Raw genomic sequence first — 21,235 nt, forward strand, 5'->3', positions numbered from 1 at the left:
TTGGTGGAGTTATCTTTGCGAAAGATAGTTCAAAAATGGTTTTAGCATATAAGGGAATTGAAATTTTTTATTCTGATGAGGGAAGTGGAGAATCTGTTGTATTCCTTCATGGATTTATGGAAAATATATCCATGTGGGAAAGTTTACTGCCTTCTATTCGTAAGCAGCGGCGAGTAATCTGTATAGATCTTCTAGGTCATGGAAAAACAGGGAATCTTGGTTATATTCATACCATGGAAATGATGGCAGATGCTGTTTTAGCAGTATTAGATTATTTAAGCATCAAGAGGAGTATATTTATTGGGCATTCAATGGGCGGCTATGTTGCTCTTGCCTTAGCAGCTAAAAAGCCGCATAGAATTTCAAAACTTGTTTTGATGAATTCTACTTGGAAAGATGATAATCTGGAAAGAAAAATGAATAGAGATCGGTCTGTTGAAGCAGTAAGAAAGAGTCATAGGGTTTTTGTAAATCTTTCCATACCAAGTTTATTTGCAGATAAGAATAGAACGCTCCTAAAAAAAGAACTTGCTAAAATCAAGAAAGAGGCTTTAAAAATTTCACTGCAGGGAATCATTGCAGCTTTAGAAGGAATGAAAATAAGACCAGACTACACTAAAATAGCAAAAAGACTTGCAGTAGATAAGTATCTTATTCTTGGGAAAGAAGACATTCTAATTGATGAAAGGCAACTGATTTCTCAGGCGGGGGAGTTGGGTTTTTCTTCACTATTGTTGGATGGAGGACATATGTCTTACATTGAAAATAGAACAGAAGTATTATTGCTACTCGCTAAAATTGTTCATAACTAGAAATTTTTGTTAAAAATTAAGGGACTGATTGCTTGGCTATTAGAAATTTTTGTTTATATTTATCGTCCAAATCTTAATTACCCAAATCATGAATACCCCTACAAAAGCACCGAGAAGCTCGGTTGGCAGACTACTTTGCCTATTCTTCGGACACCGTTTTATGATCACCAAAAAAGTAACCGCTCATATTAATGAGTTTGAATGTACTTGTTGCAAAAAACAAGCAACCATTGATGTACAAGGAAATTTGGCTTCTTTAACACCTCAACTTAAAGAAATCAATGAAACTTTGGCACTGTTGCATCAGAAGCGAATGGCACATACCCATAGACCTACACATTCTGCAGCTTAATCTTTTGTTTCATCAAATGAGTTCCAACCTTTTGCCTTAATAGGTATTTTGGTATTAGCTCTTGTGATAAGATGTAAACCCTCTTTTTCCTCGGTCATATGCCCAATGACGGTTAAATTAGGGTTGCCTTTTATTTTATCAAATTCCTTTTGGTCTATGGTAAATAATAATTCGTAGTCTTCCCCACCACTAAGTGCGATAGTAGTACTGTCTATATTAAATTCCTCACAAGTATTAATAACTTGTGGGTCTAAAGGTATTTTATCTTCATATAGATTGCACCCTACTTTACTTTGCTTTGCTAAATGAATAATTTCAGAAGAAAGACCATCACTAATATCAATCATAGAAGTGGGTTTAATTTCTAATTGTTTTAGCAATTCATAAATGTCTTTTCGTGCCTCTGGTTTGAGTTGACGTTCCATTAAATAGGTATACATAGACAAATCAGGTTGATTATTTGGATTTACCTTAAAGACTTCTTTTTCTCTTTCTAAAACCTGTAAACCTAAATAAGCAGCACCAATATCACCACTCAATACTAATAAATCATTTGGTTTTGCTCCACTTCTGTACACAAGCTCGCTTTCCTGGGCAATCCCAATGGCGGTAATAGATATTACCAAACCTTTAGTAGATGAGGTGGTATCTCCCCCTACTAAATCTACTTTATATAATGTACTAGCTAACTTGATACCAGAATAGAGTTCTTCTAGTGCCTCTAGAGGAAATCTGTTAGAAACAGCAATAGAAACAGTTATTTGAGTAGGCATGGCATTCATGGCATAGATATCTGATAAATTAACCATTACTGCCTTGTAGCCCAAATGTTTTAAAGGAACATAACTTAAGTCAAAATGAACGCCTTCAATAAGCAAGTCTGTAGAAACAACTGTTGAAACATCATTAAAATTCATTACTGCCGCATCATCACCAACTCCTTTAAGCGAAGTTTCTTGTTGCAAAGAAAAATCAGTAGTTAAATGATCTATAAGTTTAAATTCGCCAAGAGTGGAAAGCGGCGTTCGTTTCGGATTTTTATCTTCAATCATGGCGCAAAAGTAAAAAACAAGTGGTTTAAAATACATTAATTAACAATTCAAAATATGAAAAACCCATTTTTTTAAAATAAATTTACATGACAACCCTAAAGTTTGAGTTAATGATGAAGGTAAATAAGTTGTTAGTAAGCATTATCATACTATGTACATATTCATGTGTTTCTTCTAGTGATGATGTAATTCAGATAGATAATCCAGATCCAACAAACGCGAGTCCTGCGTCTTGCGAAAATGGTTTTGCAGGCGCCTACCCATGTAAAGGCTACGATTTACAAGCGCAGATTCCTCTTTCTATTCTTGAAGCTATCTCAGCAAGTGATATTTGGGGATGGACGGATAGTGCTACAAATAAGGAATATGCAATTTTAGCACTTGATAACGCAACCGTATTTATTGATATAAGCAATCCTAAAAATCCCGTCATTTTGGGTAAGTTGGCAACCGCTACTGGTTCAAGTAGATGGCGTGATGTAAAAGTATTTAATAACCATGCTTTTATAGTCAGCGAAGCAGCGGGGCATGGCATGCAAATTTTTGACCTAACTAAGTTGAGAAATGTTGCAAATCCGCCACAGCAGTTTAATACAGACACTAATTTTACGGGTTTTGGCAATGCACACAATGTTGTTATCAATGAAGCTTCAGGCTTTGCCTATGCTGTAGGAACTGCTAGAAATGACATTTATAATGGCGGAGCACATTTTGTAGACATATCTTCACCTCAAGCCCCTGTAGCTTCGGGAGGTTTTGCCAGTGAAGGTTATACACACGATGCACAGGTAATTACCTACCAAGGTCCAGATACAAGATATGTGGGTAAAGAGATTTTTTTAGGAAGTAATGAAAGTCGTTTAGTAATTGTAGATGTAACCAATAAGATGAGCCCAGAACTCATATCATCTATTACCTATAGTAATCGTGAATATACACATCAAGGTTGGTTCACAGAAGATCAACGCTATTTTCTATTAGGTGATGAATTAGATGAAGTAGAATTTGGCTTTAAATCCAGAACATTAATTTTTGATTTATCAGACCTTGAAAACCCATCGTTACATGATCAATATTTGGGCACTACAAATGCGATAGACCACAATGGTTATGTAAAGGGGAATGAATTTTTTCTGGCAAATTATACCGCAGGAATAAGAGTGTTAGATATCTCAGATATAGCGAATAAGAATATTTCGGAAACAGGATTTTTTGATACTTATCCGCAAAATAATAATGCAAATTTTAGAGGAGTTTGGAGCGTCTATCCATACTTTTCAAGTGGAAATATTATTATAAGTGATATCAATAATGGATTTTTTATTATTAGAAAAAGCAATTAGCTTTAAGATGAAATTAAAGAATGAATACATATTAATTTTAGCGCTACTCATTTTATTGGGATGTAACTCAAATGACGATAATCAGCAAGACGAGACATTAGCGAATTTTAAAGCAGAGCTAGATTGGATGCGTAATTATGGAGGCAGTGCAGACGATACTGCTCAGGATATAATTACCACTTTAGACGGAGGTTTTGCCGTTTTAGGCTATACAAATAGTATTGATGGAATTATTGCAGATAAAACAACACCTGTGAATGATTATTGGTTATTAAAGTTTGATAGCGAAGGTAATTTACAATGGAATAAGACTTATGGAGGGTCTAAAGATGATAGGGGGCAAGCATTAATTCAATCCAATGATGGTAGCTATGCTATTGCTGGCTACAGTATGAGTTCAGATGGAGATGCATCTGCCAATCAAGGTTTTCATGATAATTGGATTTTAAAACTCAATACTTCCGGAGAAATTTTATGGGAAAAAAGCTTTGGTTATGCAGGTCATGACCATGCCTATGATATTATTCAAACTTCAGATGGTGGTTATTTTGTGTCTGGTTTTTTAGATGTTACAGGTTCTGGAGGAGCTGGAAACACAGGTCGTTCTTCCGTTTCAGCGCATGGTGTGGGAGAGTTTTGGGCAACTAGGTTAAATGCGTCAGGTGCTATTGTTTGGCAACGTTATTTTGGTGGTACAAATAATGATCGTGCACACGCAGTAGTACAAGCCAATGATGGAGGCTTTGTTTTAGCGGGATATACAGAGAGTGATGATTTTGATATTTCTGAGAGTAATGGGAGTTACGATTTTTGGGCGCTTAAGATTAGTGCAGATGGGGCGCAGTTATGGGAGCGCACTTATGGTGGTAGTGGAATAGATAGAGCAAATGCTATTGTGAAAACCTTAGATAATGGATATATTATTGTAGGCGGTTCTAACAGTTCAGATGGTATGATAAGCCGTAATTTTGGCAATAGTGATGTTTGGGCTATTAAAATCAATGATGCCGGAAAAATGGAATGGGAGCGCAGTTATGGCGGGTTAGATTTTGAAGACGCTGAAGGAATTACTGCAACAGCAGATGGAGGTTTTCTGATTACCGGAAACTCTAAGAGTACAGATAATGATTTGATTGAAAATAAAGGAGAAAACGATATTTGGGTATTTAAGATCAATGCATCAGGACAGTTAAAATGGCAAAAAACAATGGGAGGAACAGGACTTGACCTCGGATTTGATGCTTTTCAATCTCCTAATGGGAACTATGTAATTATTTGCGGTGAAATAGTAAACGCACTTAATGGAACTAAAGATGCAACAATTATTAAGCTCAAATAGAAAGAAATGATTTTTTCTTAGCAGCAGGAGTAACTACAATGTAAGGCTAAGGTGTATTATTTAATAAGAAAAAACTATTTTAACATTTGTTATATATATGTTACAGATTGCTATAAATAGCTTTTTATACACTATTTTTGTAATTAATTAGAATCAATCTATATTAAAATGATTAAAGTTTCAGAACAAGCTAAGGCTAAAGTGATACAACTCATGACGGAAGAGGGTTTTGATGCTACTAAAGATTATGTACGAGTAGGTGTTAAAAGTGGAGGATGCTCTGGTCTATCCTACGAGTTGAAGTTTGATGATCAAATAGCAGATGAAGATAAACTTTTTGAAGACAATGCAGTCAAGATTATAGTAGATAAAAAAAGCTTTCTTTATTTAATAGGCACAGTACTTGAATATTCTGGTGGTCTCAATGGTAAAGGATTCGTTTTTAACAACCCAAATGCCCAACGTACTTGTGGATGTGGGGAGAGTTTTTCATTATAAACATACTTAAAACTAATAAATCAATATGCATTGCTTATAGCAAGTAATATTGATTTTATTCCAAACAAATGGCATATACCGAAGAAGAATTAAAAAAAGAACTTGAAACCAAGGAGTATGAATATGGTTTCTATACTGATATTGAATCTGATACCTTTGCAAATGGCCTAAATGAGGACGTTGTTCGAGGTATTTCTAAAAAGAAAAATGAACCAGAATGGATGACCGAGTGGCGATTAGAAGCCTTTAGATATTGGTCTGAAATGAAAGAACCAGAATGGGCAAATGTGCACTATGAAAAACCAGATTTTCAAGGAATTTCCTATTACTCTGCACCAAAGAAGAAAGATAAATATGAAAGTCTTGATGAGGTAGATCCAGAATTATTAGAGACTTTCAATAAATTAGGAATTTCTATTGATGAACAAAAGAAGTTGGCAGGTGTAGCAGTAGATATTGTGATGGACTCTGTTTCTGTAGCAACTACTTTTAAGAAGACTCTAGGTGAAAAAGGAATTATTTTTTGTTCTATTTCTGAGGCGATTCAAGAACATCCTGAGTTGGTTAAAAAATATTTAGGGTCCGTAGTGCCTCAAAGAGATAACTTCTATGCTGCTCTTAATTCTGCGGTGTTTTCAGATGGTTCTTTCTGCTATATACCAAAAGGAGTTCGTTGCCCTATGGAACTCTCTACTTATTTTAGAATTAATCAGGCAGGTACGGGTCAATTTGAACGTACCCTAGTTATTGCAGATAAAGGTAGTTATGTAAGTTATTTGGAAGGATGTACAGCCCCTAGTAGAGATGAAAACCAATTACATGCAGCCGTGGTAGAATTAATAGCTTTAGACGATGCAGAGATTAAATATTCTACCGTACAAAACTGGTATCCAGGCGGAAAAGATGGCAAAGGAGGAGTGTATAATTTTGTGACTAAAAGAGGTATCTGTGAAAAAAATGCCAAAATCTCATGGACACAAGTAGAAACAGGTTCTGCAGTAACTTGGAAATATCCATCTTGTATATTAAAGGGTGATAACTCTGTAGGAGAGTTTTATTCCATTGCTGTAACCAATAACTATCAACAAGCAGATACAGGAACTAAAATGGTTCATCTAGGGAACAATACCCGCAGTACCATTATTTCCAAAGGGGTTTCTGCAGGTAAATCTCAAAACAGTTATCGCGGACTAGTACAGGTAAGTAAAAGAGCTGAAAATGCACGTAATTTTTCACAGTGTGATTCTTTGCTAATGGGAAACCAATGTGGTGCTCATACCTTTCCGTATATAGAAGTTAAAAATAAAACCGCACAGATAGAGCATGAGGCTACTACCAGTAAAATTGGAGAAGACCAAATTTTCTATTGCAATCAAAGAGGTATAGATACTGAAAAGGCAATTGCCCTTATTGTGAACGGTTTTAGTAAAGAGGTTCTAAACAAACTCCCTATGGAGTTTGCAGTAGAAGCCCAAAAATTACTGGAAATAAGTCTAGAAGGATCCGTAGGATAATATTCATTTAATTTATGAATCAACTAATAATGATACGAAATTTATTGATAATTACAGGTTTCACCTTATTTGTTTCCTGCAAGGAAACGCCAAAAAAAGCGGATGAAATAACGGTTCAAAAAGAAGAAGTAAAAAAACCTATAGTTAAACTTTATACTTTTAATGGAGGTTCTGTACTGGTAAACAAATTAGAACTCTTTTCACAAGACACTACCTATCAGGGAAAAACAAAACAATTTTCAGATGCATTTTATGTAATTAGTCATCCCAAAGGAAATCTTATATGGGACTCGGGTTTACCAGAAGGATTGGTAGGGCTTCCTGAGCCTTTTACTTCACCAGACGGCGCTTTCACAATTTCAAGAAAAGATTCCGTTAAAAACCAGCTAAAAACAATAAATCTTGTACCAGAAGACTTTACATATGTTGCGCTTTCACATACTCATTTTGATCATACCGGTACTGCAAATGTTTTTAAAAATGCAACTTGGTTAGTACAGGAAGCGGAATATGATTATGTAACTAGTGAAGAGGTTCAAAAAGCAAATACAGATGTTTATAATTCAATTAAAGAACTCACCAATGTTAAAAAACTAAACGGAGATTTTGATGTATTTGGAGATGGTAGCGTTGTGATCAAATCAATGCCAGGCCATACACCAGGTCATCAGGTGTTGTTTTTAGACCTTTCTGAACATGGTCCAGTGTTATTGTCTGGAGATTTATACCATTTCAATGAAAATAGAACACACCAAAGAGTTCCAAGTTTTAACTTTGATGCGGATATTACTCTAGAAAGTATGGAAGCTTTTGAAATGTTTGCCAAAGAAAAAAATGCAACAGTTTACATACAGCATGAGCTTGATGATTTTAATAAAATGCCTAAGGCACCAAAATATTTACAATAAAAACGAACAATACTAACAGCATATGTTAACGATTAAGAATCTTAAAGCAGGAATAGAAGACAAGGAGATTTTAACAGGAATCAATCTTAATGTAAAACCAGGTGAGGTACATGCAATTATGGGACCTAACGGGTCTGGTAAAAGTACATTATCTGCTGTAATTGCAGGTAAAGAAGAGTACGAAGTAACAGAAGGTGAGATTCTATTTGAAGGAGAAGATATAAGTGAATTGGCAGCAGAAGAACGCGCTCACAAAGGAATCTTTCTCTCTTTTCAATATCCTATAGAAATACCCGGTGTAAGTGTAACCAACTTCATTAAAACAGCAATTAATGAAACCCGCAAGGCACAAGGTCTGGCAGATATGCCAGCAAATGAAATGTTGAAAAAAATTCGCGAAAAGGCAGAGCTACTTGAGATAGAAAGAAAATTTCTTTCCAGATCTCTAAACCAAGGTTTTTCTGGGGGAGAAAAAAAGCGAAATGAAATTTTTCAAATGGCGATGTTAGAACCTAAATTAGCGATTCTTGATGAAACAGATTCAGGTTTAGATATTGATGCATTGAGAATTGTTGCCAATGGTGTGAATAAATTAAAAAGTAAAGACAATGCGGTAATCGTAATTACACATTACCAGCGATTATTAGAATATATAGTGCCTGATTTTGTACATGTACTTCACAATGGAAAGATTGTGAAATCTGGAGGAAAAGAATTAGCCCTTGAACTAGAAGAAAAAGGGTATGATTGGATTAAACAGCAAGTAGAAACCGTTTAGGTTACCTAATTATTATGGAACTAAAAGATAAACTAGTATCCTCTTTTATGGCCTTTGAAGAAAAGGTTGATGTAGATTCATCTGTGCATGAAATGAGGTCTGAAGGAATTGAAGTATTTGAGAAAAATGGGTTTCCTACTAAAAAAGACGAAGCCTGGAAGTATACCTCATTAAATACATTGCTCAAAAATAACTATAGCGTTTTCCCTAAAAAAGAATCTGCGTTAGATTTTAAAGATGTCAAGCGTTATTTTATTCATGATATTGAATCTTATAAAGTAGTTTTCATAGATGGACTGTACAGCTCTCATCTCTCAGAAACCACTCATGAAGGTTTAGATGTGTGTCTAATGAGTGCTGCACTTAGCAAGCCAAGATACAAAGCCACGGTAGACAAATACTTTAATAAGACAGCTCAAAAAGAGGATAGTCTTACTGCTTTAAACACTGCTTTTTCCTATGAAGGAGCATATATCAAAATTCCAAAAGGGAAAGTAGTTGATAAGCCTATTCAAATAATTCATTTTTCTACTGGGAGTGAATCAGCAATGATGCTTCAACCACGTAATCTTATTGTAGTAGAAGAGAACGCAAGTGTACAGATAATTGAAAGACATCAAAGTCTTACGAGTAATGAAGTCTTAACCAATGCAGTCACTGAAATATTTGTAGATAAATATGGGATGGTTGATTATTATAAAATTCAAAATGACCTGATTTCTGCATCTCTTATAGACAATACATACATTTCCCAAGAGCGTAATAGTAATGCTAGTGTGCATACCTTTTCTTTTGGAGGTGCCTTAACACGTAATAATCTTAATTTCTACCAAAAAGGGGAGCATATAGAATCTACACTTAAGGGAATTACTATTATTGAAGGCAAGCAACATGTAGATCATCATACGTTAGTACATCATGCACAACCAAATTGTGAAAGTCATCAAGATTATAAGGGTATTTATGCCGAGAAAAGTACGGGTGTATTTAATGGTAAAATATATGTGGATAAAATAGCTCAAAAGACAAACGCTTTTCAACAAAACAATAATATTCTACTAGATAATAATGCTACTATCAATACAAAACCACAATTAGAAATTTTTGCCGATGATGTAAAATGTTCTCATGGTTGTACTATTGGTCAGTTAGATGAGAACGCCATGTTTTATATGCAATCTAGGGGAATACCCAAAAAGGAAGCAAGAGCCTTATTAATGTATGCGTTTGCCAATAATGTATTGGAGAGTGTTAAAATACCTCAGGTAAAAAGCCGAATTAATAAATTAATTGCAACTAAACTTGGCGTGAATTTAGGTTTCGATTTATAATATTTAAGATGGCTTAACGGAAGCGAGGATTTCTTTTAAAAACGCGTTGAAATCAATATTTGATAATCCAAAGCGTACCACAATCATATCGTGAGAAGGAATAATAAATACCCGTTGTCCCTGAAAACCATCTGCATAGTAGATACTTTTAGGGACATCTGGTAATTTAGCTCCAGCATTTAGCCAGAAATGAGCCCCATAATCTTTACCTGAATTGGGCGCTGGCGTTGTAACATACGAAACCCAATTGGGATTAAAAACTTGTGCTCCATTCCAGTTCCCTTTGTGTAAATAGAGTACCCCAAATTTTGCCCAATCTCTAGCAGTTCCCCAGCCATAAGAAGATGCTACATAATTTCCATCAAGGTCAGCCTCCATTAACATAGAATGCATTCCAATTTTGTCAATTAATGCTTCATAAGGAAAATCTAAGTACTCTTGATGTGTAGCAAATTGATCTCTTAGAATTCCTGAGAGTAAATTACTAGTTCCAGAAGAATAATTCCATACTTCTCCGGGATTGGCTATTGCGGGCTTATAAATTTGAGGGGTTGTCATGTTGCTTTCCAAAAACAACATTTTAGTAACATCGCTTATAGTGCCATAATTCTCATCCCATTCAAGTCCACTATTCATTTGCAAAAGATCACTCAAATCAATAGCCGCTCTATTATCATTTTTCCATTCTTCAATGGGAGCTTTATCTGTGATAGACAATTTCTTTTGATGTTCCAAAACACCGTATAGTGTACTAATAATACTTTTGGTCATAGACCAACCTAGGAATACTGATTTTTCATTAAAACCTGCGGCGTAACGTTCTCCAATGATGTGATCTTTGTAGAGCACTAATACAGCTCTGGTCTGCTTTATGTTTTCATTCTTCTTATCAAATGCATTAGAAATAGCATTCTTTAATTGATTGTAGTCAAGGGAACTAAATAAACTATCAACTGGCTCTCCTGAGCCAAAGGGATAGGCTATAGAATCAATTTTATTTTTAGTGCGATTAGGAGTTAAATAAGGCTTATTTGGGTCATAGGTTTCATTTATAAGAACACTACCAAGACCTTCTCTGTAAATAGCTGTTCTTTCTAACATACCAAAGACCGAAGCACTTGCTTTTTTTATATTAAAATCAACCTCATCTTTTGCCAGATTTACGGGGCTAAACGCATTATCTGTTGAATCAGTCAAGGCAAGATTTCGATGTCCTACAAAAACTGAAGAACTGGTATTTTTGGCAGAATATCCTGATATGATATTTAATTTTGGATAATTGGATATCAGGGCAAAAATGAATATTCCAAGAAGTAAGATTAGAAGCCATTTAAAGATCTTCATAAGGCATAAGTTTTTAGTACAAATCCTTCCAAATATACCAAAATAACTACAGAAATAGTTAGTACCTTTGTATTGAAATTAGAAGGATTGAACTATGTTTGACGTACATGAAATAAGAAAAGATTTTCCCATTCTTCAAAGGCAGGTAAATGGATATCCGTTAGTGTATTTAGACAACGCTGCAACTTCTCAGACACCTACTCAGGTAATAGATACCATTGTTGATTATTACTCAAGGTATAATGCAAATATTCACAGAGGGGTACATACCTTATCGCAAGAAGCTACAGATGCATATGAAAATGGAAGAAATAAGATTCAGGCTCATTTTAACGCTGCAAAAGCCCATGAAATTATTTTTACCTCAGGCACTACACACAGTATCAATATAGTAGCTAATGGCTTTTCTTCCTTTTTAACGAAAGGAGATGAAATTATTGTTTCTGCTTTAGAACATCATTCTAATATAGTACCCTGGCAAATGCTTTGTGAGCGCACAGGTGCCATCATGAAGGTGATCCCTATGAATGAAGAAGGAGCGCTTTTAATGGATGTCTATAAAGAATTGCTTTCAAGCAAAACAAAGTTGGTATTTTGCAATCATATTTCTAATGCATTAGGAACCATTAATCCAGTAAAGCAACTAATTGAGATGGCTCATCAAGTGGGTGCGGCTGTATTAATTGATGGAGCACAGGCAGTACCTCATATTAAAGCCGATCTGCAAGAGCTTGATGTTGATTTTTATGTTGCCTCCGCTCATAAAATGTGTGGTCCTACTGGTATAGGGATGCTGTATGGAAAAGAATCTTGGCTCACCAAGCTTCCACCTTATCAAGGAGGTGGTGAAATGATTGACGAAGTTACTTTTGAAAAAACTACGTATGCAGGTCTACCCCACAAATTTGAAGCGGGCACACCTAATGTATGCGGTGGTATTGCTTTTGGTGCCGCTTTAGATTATATGAATAGTATTGGTTTTGAAGAAATAGCAGCACATGAAAATGAACTCTTAAGCTATGCTACGGAACAGCTATTAGCCATAGAAGGACTTAAAATCTATGGGACTTCAGAAAACAAAACTTCTGTAGTTTCATTTAATCTAAAAGGCATTCATCCTTATGATGTAGGTACTATTGTAGATAAATTAGGCATAGCAGTGCGTACAGGGCATCATTGTGCACAACCTATTATGGACTATTATAAAATTCCTGGAACAATCCGCGCCAGTTTTGCTTTTTATAATACCAAAGAAGAAGTAGATGCGTTGATAAAAGCGGTAAAAAAGGCTAAAGAAATGTTGTCTTAAACTATGTTTAAATCATTTTTGGTTTTTTATCTCTTTTACCCCTTCTTTTTTCCTTGCCTTCCTTGCTTTCATTTTTGCTCTTAAGTTTCTCGGTGTCATTTTTAGCTGTGGGAGTGCTCGCTAGCTTTTCAAGGTTTTCTTCTTTGTTACTTTCTTGAGAGGTTGAAATGCCAAAATTAGCTTGTATTTCTGCTGCAGAAAGCCCTTTTATCTGTTCAAAATTTTTCTGTGTAATAGCTGCAAGATTAGCATCCAAAGGCATGGTAAATTCAAAATTTTCCCCTGTTTCTTTAAGTATATTAATAGCATCTTCCAGTAAATGGTCAAGTGCTTGAATGGTATGTTTGCCAAATTCTTCTATACTTACTTGATCAATGGTGAGTCCATAATTAAGAAGTCCATTTGTTTGGTTATGGTTTAAAGTTATTGCTTCTGCATAGGCTTGTTGAGAAGTTAAGCCATTAGCAACCATCATATCCATAACGTTTAGGATTCGCTCAGAAAACGTTTCTACTAAATCATCTACTGAAAGTTGATGATCAACAATTGCACGAAGCTTGTAGGGTTCCATATTATTTACGTCTTCAAAATGCATTCCTTGTTCTGCAATTGCTCTTAAACTATATTCAGGAGTAGATTTTACCTGTTCTATGCCCAAAGTAGATTTAAACATAGTTTTCGCTTGAAGTTCTGTAATTTCACGAGCTTGCGCATAGTTATTTATAAGTGCTGTTTCAGTAATAGTAGTGGCGTATGTTCCATTTCTGTTAGGATCAATAGCATTTACTGTTTTTAAACCGAAGTCCTTATCTGTTATCATATTTAAGGTAAGTCCTAACAAAAGACCTTCTGTTTGTATTTCGGTAAGAGTACTAATATCATCAACAGTTAAATTCTCTTTTTTATAGCTGTTTTTTTGCGATTCATTTTTCACATCTACATTTTTCTTGAACGGCCTTATACGTTGAGAACCCAAAGCAACTAGATGATGAGGCTTTAACGAAGCATTTTTAGCTTTTTCAGGTGACAACATCATATCTTGTATCGCTTCTAATTGCACATAATTCATTCCAGTTATTTTTTGTACAATATCCATTCTGTTAAGAGGTCGAGCTGGTAAAAAGCTACGTAGGGTATTTGTAACAGAAGATGAAGCACGTAAATCGGCAACTACAAGAGGATTACGGTTTGATAGTACAAATTGAAGGAACCCTCTTTCAGGACGGCGTAATTCTCTATTGAAAACCCCTAAAGAATTTGTGTTGTAGATTGGAGCATTATTGCCAATAGGTGGTTGACCGTTATTCAGCATAAGATCATTTAAAGGTTTGTTGGTAACAGCAGCTAGCATTAAATCGTTATTCCAGCTAAGTTTTGTAGGATTTATACCTGACTTTTCTGAAACATCTTGTGTTACCTTGTCCAGATATGCTACCATATGGTTTCTAATATCACCAAGGGTAGCTCCCTTCCCAGGTTCTGGGATTCCAAATGGATTTGGAATCTCTAGCGTCTGGAGTCCCCAAAAAAGATTTGGTTCATTAAAATGTGTAACAAAAAGATCAGTATCCTCAGATGGAGTACTATTATTTAAAATGGCTTCATTAATATCTTTGAGTTCTTGTTGAAGTTTGTTTTGATCACTTCGCTCTGGAAGCAAAATAGAGTCTAGTCTTCCTTCAATAAAGCTTTGTTGTTCCGTATTTAAAGCCATGGTTTAATTTTATGTTCTTATAATTACCAATATACTAAAAACTCAAGAATCTAACTTTAGATTCATTTGAAGATACTTGTGAATCTAGGCGGGTAGTTGAATTACTTCTAATCCGTTTTTCCGGAACAGCCGCTAAGTTACTTAATGCCAATTCCATGCTTTTTGTATCGTGGATTGCATTTTCTGGAGTTTCCGATTGATTTTCACCAGATAAGCTGTTGCTATTTTCAGCGTTATTAGCTTGTTGAGAAGTTAATTCTACAGAGGATGATTCCACATTTTCTTGTTGATTTCCGAGTTCTTCATCTCGCATTGCTTCTTGTTCCTGTCTTAAATCAGTACTTGAAGCAACAGTAGGAGAATCTGTTTGATTTTGTATTGATCGCTTTGCTAAAAAACCTAAGGCAAAAGTTGAAAGGGCTATAACCACTGCATTAAAGGGGATAAGACTTTTATCTGCTTCTGATTTATTCTTTTTTGCTAAGAGAGCTATATTATATATGCTCGTAATTGCTGAAGCAGTAAATCCAATCGCATTAAATTTTAATGCTTGTTGGTTGATACGTGGTAAACGTCTTTGTAAGGCGTTAATTGGATTTTGACGAATAGGAGTTCCTACTCTTTGTCTTAAATCATTTGCATTAATAATAGGGGGCTCATTTAGATTATTATTTCCTTGAGCCGGCTCCTGTGGCTCGTTTAAGCCATTATTTACTTGAACGGGTTCTTGCGCTGTATTTGGGAGTTCGTTTTGCATGATGAAATAGTATTGATATTTTTTAAATAGCCCTTATTTAAAAATTTAGTTGTTAATTAAAGTATACTGTTTTTATATTAGGTATTATTTATGATCAATTTCCCCTAGAAAAATCTAGTTTTTTAGGAAGGTTTACAATAATAGTAAAGTATTCAACCCATACATATTGGTATAAATACAAATTTTATACAATCAGTATACCTAGTACTTCTTTTTTGAATACTGAAGAGAAATTACCGTGTTTAAAAGAAATCTAAACTTTTTTTGTCATTTGTAGTTTTGTTCTTAGCATGATCATATTAAATATAACAGATCAATTCTTCATCATTAACTATATAAAAATGCCTGTGAGATTTTAAAATAGATACTTATACTAGGCACCATTAAATACTGAAAGATCTCGTTTTAGATTCATTTGAGGAGATTTGTGAATCTAGGCGGGTAGTTGAATTACTTCTAATCCGTTTTTCCGGAACAGCCGCTAAGTTACTTAATACTAATTCATTGCTTGGTTTGTCGCTGATTGCATTTTCTGGAGTGTTAGACTGATTTTCTACTGTTAAGTTATTACTATCTTCAGGGTCATTAGTTTGTTGGGCAGTTAATTCTATGGATGCTACGGCAGTTTCTTGTTGATTTCCTAGTTCTTCATCCACCTGAATTTCTTGCGCTTGTCTCAAATCATTACTTAAAGCAACAGTAGCGTCATCTGTTTGATTTTGTTGAATACGCGCATTTTTTCGCCTTGCTAGTATACCAAAGGTAAAAGCTGAAATTGCTACAATTGCTGCATGAAGGGGAATGAGATTCTTATCTTCTTCGGATTTATTTTTTTTTGCCAACTGCATGATGTTGTAGAAACTAATTACTCCTGCACTAGCAAACTTAGCTGCATAAACTTTTAATGCTTGTAGGTTAATACGTGGTAAACGATTTTGAGAAGGGTTGCCAACTCTTTGTCTTAAATCGTTTACATTAATAACTGGGGACTCGTTTAAGCCATTATTTACTTGAACGGGTTCTTGCGCTGTATTTGGGAGTTCGTTTTGCATGATTAAATAGTATTGATATTTTCAAATAACCCTTATTTAAAAATTTAGTTGTCAACTAAAGTATATTGTCTTTATAGTAGGTATTATTTATGATCAATTTCCCCTAGAAAAATCCAGTTTTTTAGGAAGGTTTACAATAATAGTAAAGTATTCAACCCATATATTGGCATAAATACAAATGTTATACAATCAGTATACCTAGTACTTTTTTTTTGAATACTGAAGAGAAATTACCGTGTTTAAAAGAAATCTAAACTTTTTTTGTGATTTGTAGTTTTGTTCTTAGCATTATCATATCAAATAAAACAGATATTATTAAATACTAAAAGATCTTAATTTAGGGCTGAATTCTGTTGAAGCTTTTTGTTGATTTTGCATAGTTGAACCTAAAGAATTACTGCTCGTTGTTCTTTCTGGAATCATAGCTAGATTACTTAATGAAAATTCATTGTTGTTATCATTCTCAGTATCTCGAGAGTTAAGAATCTCAGGTTCTATTGTTTCTTCCGCAGTTTCTTGTTGATTTCCAAGTTCTTCATCCTGCATTGCTTCTTGTTCCTGCCTTAAATCGGCACTTAGCGCAACGGTGTCACCGTCATATGTATTTGTTTGATTATTAGTTCTATTTCTTTTTAAGCGCAAGACTATTGCCGTAGCCACTAGTAAATCTGTTGTTGCAAGTATAGTAGCAATTAGCGGAGCCAGCTTCTTTTCTTCATCAGACCTGTCTTTTTGAGCAAGTGTTTTAATACTGTAAATGTTGCCAACACCAAGGATAATAGTTCCCATAGCATTTCCAAATTCTTTAATAGTATTTCTTGTTTCAGGGTTAAGAGTTTGAAATTGTTCCTGTAAAGCACGAATTGGATTTTGCCATATAGAATTTGCGGGAGCTACTTCTCTTAAATTGTTGTTTACATTAGTAGGATTTTCATTTAATCCTGTGTTTACCTCAATTGTATCTGGTATTTCATTTTGCACGATATCTTCTTTTCTTTTTAAATGTTAATTAGCGTTTATAGCATCTTTGTATTAAGTACAGCTTAGAGTGAATACCCCCTAAAATTTTGCTTTGTATTTTTTGAATAGCACATAATACTGGCTAAAGGGATTTTTAAAATTAAGGGTATGCATAAGGTTTTAAATAGACAATTGGCGAATAAAATGGAGATTAGTTAGCGCTAATTAATCTATTTATTGATAAGATTTTTTGTAAAATTATTAACTTTTAGTTAATAATTTGTTAAAAATTTATATATTCGGGTGCGAAAATTTAACCAAAACTTTATTTACATGAAAAGAATTTTTCTTACAATGGCTGTTGTTGCCACGATTTTAACCTCTTGTTCTGAGGAGGCAAAAACAGAAAACAACAACACTATTCAGGCTATGGAATTAGATGAAAGTGTTAAAAACAGCTTTTCTAGAAGTTGTGAATCTATGGGTGTTCTAGACAAACAATTGGCAGAAAACCCTATGCTTGCCATTAAGATGGCAGAAATTGAAAAACATGGATATGAATACGCACAAAGAGTAGCTGCCAAAAAGGGAGGAAATGGAAACGGAAATGGCGGCGGTGGCGGCGGTGGCGAAGATCCTACTCCAGATAATTTAGGAACCATAAATATACCAGTGGTTGTTCATGTGATTTATAGCAATGCTAATGAAAACATTAGTGATGCTCAAATCAATTCTCAAATAGATGTGTTAAACGAAGACTTCAGTAAAACTAATTCTGATGTTAATCAAGTTCCGGCAGAGTTTGCAGATGTAGCTTCTGATGTAGATGTTCAATTCTCCTTAGCGCAAGTAATCAGAGTATCTTCTACCAGAACTTCATGGGGTACTAATGACGCTATGAAATCTTCAAATAATGGCGGTTCAGACGCGGTTGACACTTCAAAATTCTTAAATATTTGGGTATGTAATATAGGAGGAGGTATTCTTGGATATGCTCAATTTCCAGGAGGTAATTCGGCTACCGATGGCGTAGTGGTAGGGCCGCAATTTTTTGGTTCTCAAGGATTTTTGGCAGCACCATTTGACAAAGGAAGAACTACGACTCACGAAGTGGGTCACTGGTTGAATTTACGCCATATATGGGGAGACGGAAGATGTCGTCAAGATGATTTTGTGGCAGATACACCCTCTTCAGACAGACCAAATTACGGATGCCCTTCTTATCCAACAGAACATTGTCGAACTAATGATATGACTATGAATTATATGGATTACGTAGATGATGCTTGTATGTACATGTTTTCAGAAGGACAAAAATCTAGAATGCGCGCTTTATTTACTACAGGTGGTGTTAGAGAAAGTTTCTTAACCCCTTAACTCCTGTTAATTTTATCATATAAAAGGCGCCTTTAAGGCGCCTTTTTTGTAATATTATACTTAATTTCAAAATTGTATGCTATGAAACTCTTACTACTCATTTTGACACTGGCTTCTATTAAAAGCTGTGCACAAACCAGTGATGCAGTAATCACTTATAATGCTTCTACAAGAGGTTTTTATTACAATGTAATAGTAAACAAAAGCGGTATGATCGTGCAAAAAACAAGAGGTGCTGAAAAAGGACAGGAATTAAAGATGACAGAGGCACAATGGAAAGAAATTACAGAAATACTTGAAAAAATAGATCTTTCTCAAATGGAGAGTCTAAAATCAGACACTACAAAAAGTCAGGTAGATGCCGCTGCCATGGCAACATTGGAGGTTAAACTTGATAAAGATAACATACATACCGCTTCATTTGATCATGGTAACCCTCCCAAAGAATTAGAAGCATTAGTAAATGCTATTTTATCATTGTCTGAAACTATTGAAAAGCAGTAATACTTATTGTATTTTTGTATAAAATCTTAAAATGACTATTAAAGATATACAACAAGACATTGTTGACGAGTTTTCTATGTTTGACGATTGGATGCAACGATATGAGTATATGATTGAACTAGGGAAGTCATTACCAATTATTGATGAGCATTACAAAACAGACGAACATATCATAAAAGGTTGTCAAAGCAAAGTATGGGTGCATGCAAATCTGGAAGGAGATAAACTAATGTTTACAGCAGATAGCGATGCTATTATTACAAAAGGGATTATCGCCATATTGATTCGTGCTTTTTCAAACCAAAAACCGGCAGATATCATTAAAGCAGATACTGCTTTTATTGATGAAATTGGCCTAAAAGAACATCTTTCGCCTACAAGAGCAAATGGTCTTGTAAGTATGATTAAACAACTTAAGTTATACGCGGTTGCTTATCAAACCCAATTAAACTAATTGCTATGTCTGAAACAACAGTAAGTACAAATGAGCTCGGTGAAAAAATAGTTAGAGTGCTTAAAAGCATTTATGACCCGGAGATACCTGTAGATATCTATGAATTAGGTCTTATTTATGATGTTTTTGTAAATGAAGATTTTGATGTCAAAATTTTGATGACACTAACTACACCCAACTGCCCAGTAGCAGAAACATTGCCTGTGGAGGTAGAAGAAAAAGTGAAATCAATAGATATGATAAAATCTGCTGAAGTTGAAATTACATTTGATCCGCCATGGAGTCAGGATTTAATGAGTGAAGAGGCAAAATTAGAGTTGGGATTACTATAATGGACAAAGAGATTGTAAACAGAGTTGCGCAAAGTAAGTTGGTCACTTTTGATCTGGAAGACTATTACCCAGAAGGCAAAAGAGTGATTATTGATATTAAAGATTGGTTGTATGAAGGTTTTGTGCTTCGCGAAAAGGATTTTAGAGAAAAAGCGAAGGCGCATAATTGGGAAACGTATCAAAATACATTCGTGGCATTAACATGTACCTCAGATGCAATTATTCCTGCCTGGGCTTTTATGCTGTTAAGTACTTATCTCAATCCTTTTGCAAAAAAAGTAGTTATTGGTGATCTTGAACTATTAGAGACAACGCTATATCAGGAAATCATTAACAAACTAGACCTTTCTGAACTTAAAGGTCTCTCTATCATCGTTAAAGGATGTTCACATAAACCAGTTCCTCAAAATGCTTACTTATACCTATTAAAAAAACTACAGCCAATTGCTAAAAGTATGATGTATGGTGAAGCATGCTCTGCTGTACCTCTTTATAAAAAGAAATAAAATTTGTATTCTTTTTCTTATCCGAATTATTTGTGAACCATAAACTATTCATATTTTTGTAACTTGAATTTTAACGAATAAAAAGTTATGAAAAAAGTTATTTTATTGTTAGTTGTTGTTGGTTTTGGAATATTTACAACCAACGCCCAAGATGATAAAAAAGAACCACCAAAGGAGGGTTGGACTACCAAGGGGAACATCTCTTTTCTTTTAAACCAAGCGTCATTTTCAAACTGGATAGCAGGAGGAGAGAATAATATCTCAGGAACCCTAGGCCTTAATTATGATTTTAATTATTTAAAAGGTGATTGGACTTGGAATAACAAAATTATCGCTTCCTATGGTTTGGTAAAAACAGAAGGCAGTGAATTTGCAAAAAAAACGGATGACCGTTTAGAAATTAATTCGTTATTAGGAAAAAAAGCAGGAGGCAATTGGTATTATTCTGGATTCTTAAATTTTAAAACTCAATTTGCAAAGGGATATGTTTTTGGAACTGATCCAGTTACTAATGAAGAAATTAGAACAGAGCAAACAAATTTCTTCTCTCCGGCCTATCTGCAATTTGGTCCTGGTATGTTATGGAAAAAGAGTGATAATTTAAGTGTAAATATTGCGCCAGCAACGGCACGTTTTATTTTTGTAAATAGTGATTTTACTCTGCCAAATGACGCCTATTTTGGTGTTGAAGAGGGAAATAGCACTCGATTTGAGCTAGGAGCTTCTCTTTCTGCTTATTATAAGTTTGAATTGATGGAAAATGTATCTTTTGAAAATATTCTTAATTTGTATACGAATTATTTAGAAGACCCTCAAAATGTGGATTTAGATTACCAGTTAAATATAGTGATGAAAATCAATAAGTATTTAAGCACTAATTTAGCTTTGCAAACCATTTATGATGACAACGCTATTGGTAGATTGCAGGTAAGACAGGTATTTGGATTAGGAATTAATTATGGTTTTTAACAAAAAACGTATATATAAAAGGGGCTTCAT

General features: G+C 34.6%; 22 protein-coding genes. 16 read left to right on the plus strand and 6 right to left on the minus strand.

Annotation, left to right across the window (positions count from 1 at the left end; translation table 11 throughout):
• The first annotated feature begins 35 nt into the window (after positions 1-35).
• Together WBG07_RS10965 and WBG07_RS10970 are read left to right on the plus strand one after the other, a co-directional pair.
• Positions 36-812: an alpha/beta fold hydrolase gene (locus WBG07_RS10965; RefSeq protein ID WP_340201276.1), complete on the plus strand. Its 777-nt coding sequence runs from the start codon at positions 36-38 to the stop codon at positions 810-812.
• Between the two features lie 88 nt (positions 813-900).
• Entirely contained in the window at positions 901-1,164 is a 264-nt protein-coding gene (locus WBG07_RS10970; RefSeq protein WP_340201277.1) for a hypothetical protein, read from the plus strand.
• Here the strand turns inward: WBG07_RS10970 and thiL are convergent.
• Positions 1,161-2,216 carry a thiamine-phosphate kinase gene (gene thiL / locus WBG07_RS10975; RefSeq protein ID WP_340201279.1) on the minus strand — a complete coding sequence of 352 codons (1,056 nt, stop codon included), beginning with the start codon at positions 2,214-2,216 and terminating at the stop codon, positions 1,161-1,163. The genes WBG07_RS10970 and thiL overlap by 4 nt on opposite strands.
• An 86-nt stretch (positions 2,217-2,302) precedes the next feature.
• On the opposite strand from thiL, the gene WBG07_RS10980 reads away from it, so the two are divergent.
• The 7 genes from WBG07_RS10980 (at position 2,303) to sufD (ending at position 9,927) form a co-directional block, all read left to right on the plus strand.
• A complete protein-coding gene (locus WBG07_RS10980; protein ID WP_340201281.1) occupies positions 2,303-3,559 on the plus strand; it encodes a choice-of-anchor B family protein in 1,257 nt (418 codons plus the stop codon).
• Between the two features lie 7 nt (positions 3,560-3,566).
• Positions 3,567-4,898 carry a lactonase family protein gene (locus WBG07_RS10985; protein WP_340201282.1) on the plus strand — a complete coding sequence of 444 codons (1,332 nt, stop codon included), beginning with the start codon at positions 3,567-3,569 and terminating at the stop codon, positions 4,896-4,898.
• Between the two features lie 168 nt (positions 4,899-5,066).
• Positions 5,067-5,396 carry a HesB/IscA family protein gene (locus WBG07_RS10990; RefSeq protein ID WP_340201283.1) on the plus strand — a complete coding sequence of 110 codons (330 nt, stop codon included), beginning with the start codon at positions 5,067-5,069 and terminating at the stop codon, positions 5,394-5,396.
• A gap of 68 nt (positions 5,397-5,464) precedes the next feature.
• Positions 5,465-6,910, plus strand: coding sequence for a Fe-S cluster assembly protein SufB (gene sufB, locus WBG07_RS10995; protein WP_340201285.1), 1,446 nt, complete (start codon positions 5,465-5,467; stop codon positions 6,908-6,910).
• A 14-nt stretch (positions 6,911-6,924) separates the two neighbouring features.
• Positions 6,925-7,818: an N-acyl homoserine lactonase family protein gene (locus WBG07_RS11000; protein WP_340201287.1), complete on the plus strand. Its 894-nt coding sequence runs from the start codon at positions 6,925-6,927 to the stop codon at positions 7,816-7,818.
• A gap of 22 nt (positions 7,819-7,840) precedes the next feature.
• Positions 7,841-8,596 (plus strand): Fe-S cluster assembly ATPase SufC, encoded by a 756-nt coding sequence (sufC, locus tag WBG07_RS11005; RefSeq protein WP_340201289.1) that lies wholly within the window; start codon positions 7,841-7,843, stop codon positions 8,594-8,596.
• Positions 8,597-8,610: 14 nt separating this feature from the next.
• Complete coding sequence (sufD, locus tag WBG07_RS11010; RefSeq protein ID WP_340201291.1) at positions 8,611-9,927, plus strand: Fe-S cluster assembly protein SufD; 1,317 nt, start codon at positions 8,611-8,613, stop codon at positions 9,925-9,927.
• A 3-nt stretch (positions 9,928-9,930) separates the two neighbouring features.
• Here sufD and WBG07_RS11015 read toward each other — a convergent pair whose 3' ends face one another.
• Positions 9,931-11,271: a serine hydrolase domain-containing protein gene (locus tag WBG07_RS11015; protein ID WP_340201292.1), complete on the minus strand. Its 1,341-nt coding sequence runs from the start codon at positions 11,269-11,271 to the stop codon at positions 9,931-9,933.
• Between the two features lie 94 nt (positions 11,272-11,365).
• Here WBG07_RS11015 and WBG07_RS11020 point away from each other — a divergent pair, with 94 nt between their 5' ends.
• Positions 11,366-12,580 (plus strand): aminotransferase class V-fold PLP-dependent enzyme, encoded by a 1,215-nt coding sequence (locus WBG07_RS11020; protein ID WP_340201294.1) that lies wholly within the window; start codon positions 11,366-11,368, stop codon positions 12,578-12,580.
• A gap of 7 nt (positions 12,581-12,587) precedes the next feature.
• Here the strand turns inward: WBG07_RS11020 and WBG07_RS11025 are convergent, their stop codons facing one another.
• The 4 genes from WBG07_RS11025 to WBG07_RS11040 all read right to left on the minus strand — a co-directional run bounded on the left by WBG07_RS11025 (position 12,588) and on the right by WBG07_RS11040 (position 17,084).
• The gene (locus WBG07_RS11025) at positions 12,588-14,294 is read right to left on the minus strand and encodes a hypothetical protein (protein WP_340201296.1); all 1,707 of its coding nucleotides are present in this window, start codon (positions 14,292-14,294) and stop codon (positions 12,588-12,590) included.
• Positions 14,295-14,328: 34 nt separating this feature from the next.
• Positions 14,329-15,051: a hypothetical protein gene (locus tag WBG07_RS11030; protein ID WP_340201297.1), complete on the minus strand. Its 723-nt coding sequence runs from the start codon at positions 15,049-15,051 to the stop codon at positions 14,329-14,331.
• Between the two features lie 383 nt (positions 15,052-15,434).
• Positions 15,435-16,103, minus strand: coding sequence for a hypothetical protein (locus WBG07_RS11035; RefSeq protein WP_340201298.1), 669 nt, complete (start codon positions 16,101-16,103; stop codon positions 15,435-15,437).
• 315 nt (positions 16,104-16,418) lie between these two features.
• Positions 16,419-17,084 carry a hypothetical protein gene (locus WBG07_RS11040; protein WP_340201300.1) on the minus strand — a complete coding sequence of 222 codons (666 nt, stop codon included), beginning with the start codon at positions 17,082-17,084 and terminating at the stop codon, positions 16,419-16,421.
• 312 nt (positions 17,085-17,396) lie between these two features.
• On the opposite strand from WBG07_RS11040, the gene WBG07_RS11045 reads away from it, so the two are divergent.
• The 6 genes from WBG07_RS11045 to WBG07_RS11070 all read left to right on the plus strand — a co-directional run bounded on the left by WBG07_RS11045 (position 17,397) and on the right by WBG07_RS11070 (position 21,205).
• Entirely contained in the window at positions 17,397-18,440 is a 1,044-nt protein-coding gene (locus WBG07_RS11045) for a zinc metalloprotease (protein WP_340201301.1), read from the plus strand.
• Positions 18,441-18,521: 81 nt separating this feature from the next.
• Positions 18,522-18,944 (plus strand): hypothetical protein, encoded by a 423-nt coding sequence (locus WBG07_RS11050; protein ID WP_340201303.1) that lies wholly within the window; start codon positions 18,522-18,524, stop codon positions 18,942-18,944.
• Between the two features lie 31 nt (positions 18,945-18,975).
• Positions 18,976-19,398, plus strand: a complete 423-nt coding sequence (locus tag WBG07_RS11055) for a SufE family protein (RefSeq protein ID WP_340201305.1) — start codon at positions 18,976-18,978, stop codon at positions 19,396-19,398.
• Between the two features lie 5 nt (positions 19,399-19,403).
• Positions 19,404-19,730 carry a DUF59 domain-containing protein gene (locus WBG07_RS11060; protein WP_340201306.1) on the plus strand — a complete coding sequence of 109 codons (327 nt, stop codon included), beginning with the start codon at positions 19,404-19,406 and terminating at the stop codon, positions 19,728-19,730.
• Complete coding sequence (locus WBG07_RS11065; protein ID WP_340201307.1) at positions 19,730-20,236, plus strand: DUF2480 family protein; 507 nt, start codon at positions 19,730-19,732, stop codon at positions 20,234-20,236. Before WBG07_RS11060 ends, WBG07_RS11065 begins: the two co-directional genes overlap by 1 nt.
• An 87-nt stretch (positions 20,237-20,323) precedes the next feature.
• Entirely contained in the window at positions 20,324-21,205 is an 882-nt protein-coding gene (locus tag WBG07_RS11070; RefSeq protein ID WP_340201310.1) for a DUF3078 domain-containing protein, read from the plus strand.
• Positions 21,206-21,235 lie beyond the last annotated feature (30 nt).

It is taken from the genome of Ascidiimonas meishanensis (assembly GCF_037782385.1).
Taxonomy (GTDB): Bacteria; Bacteroidota; Bacteroidia; order Flavobacteriales; family Flavobacteriaceae; genus Ascidiimonas; species Ascidiimonas meishanensis.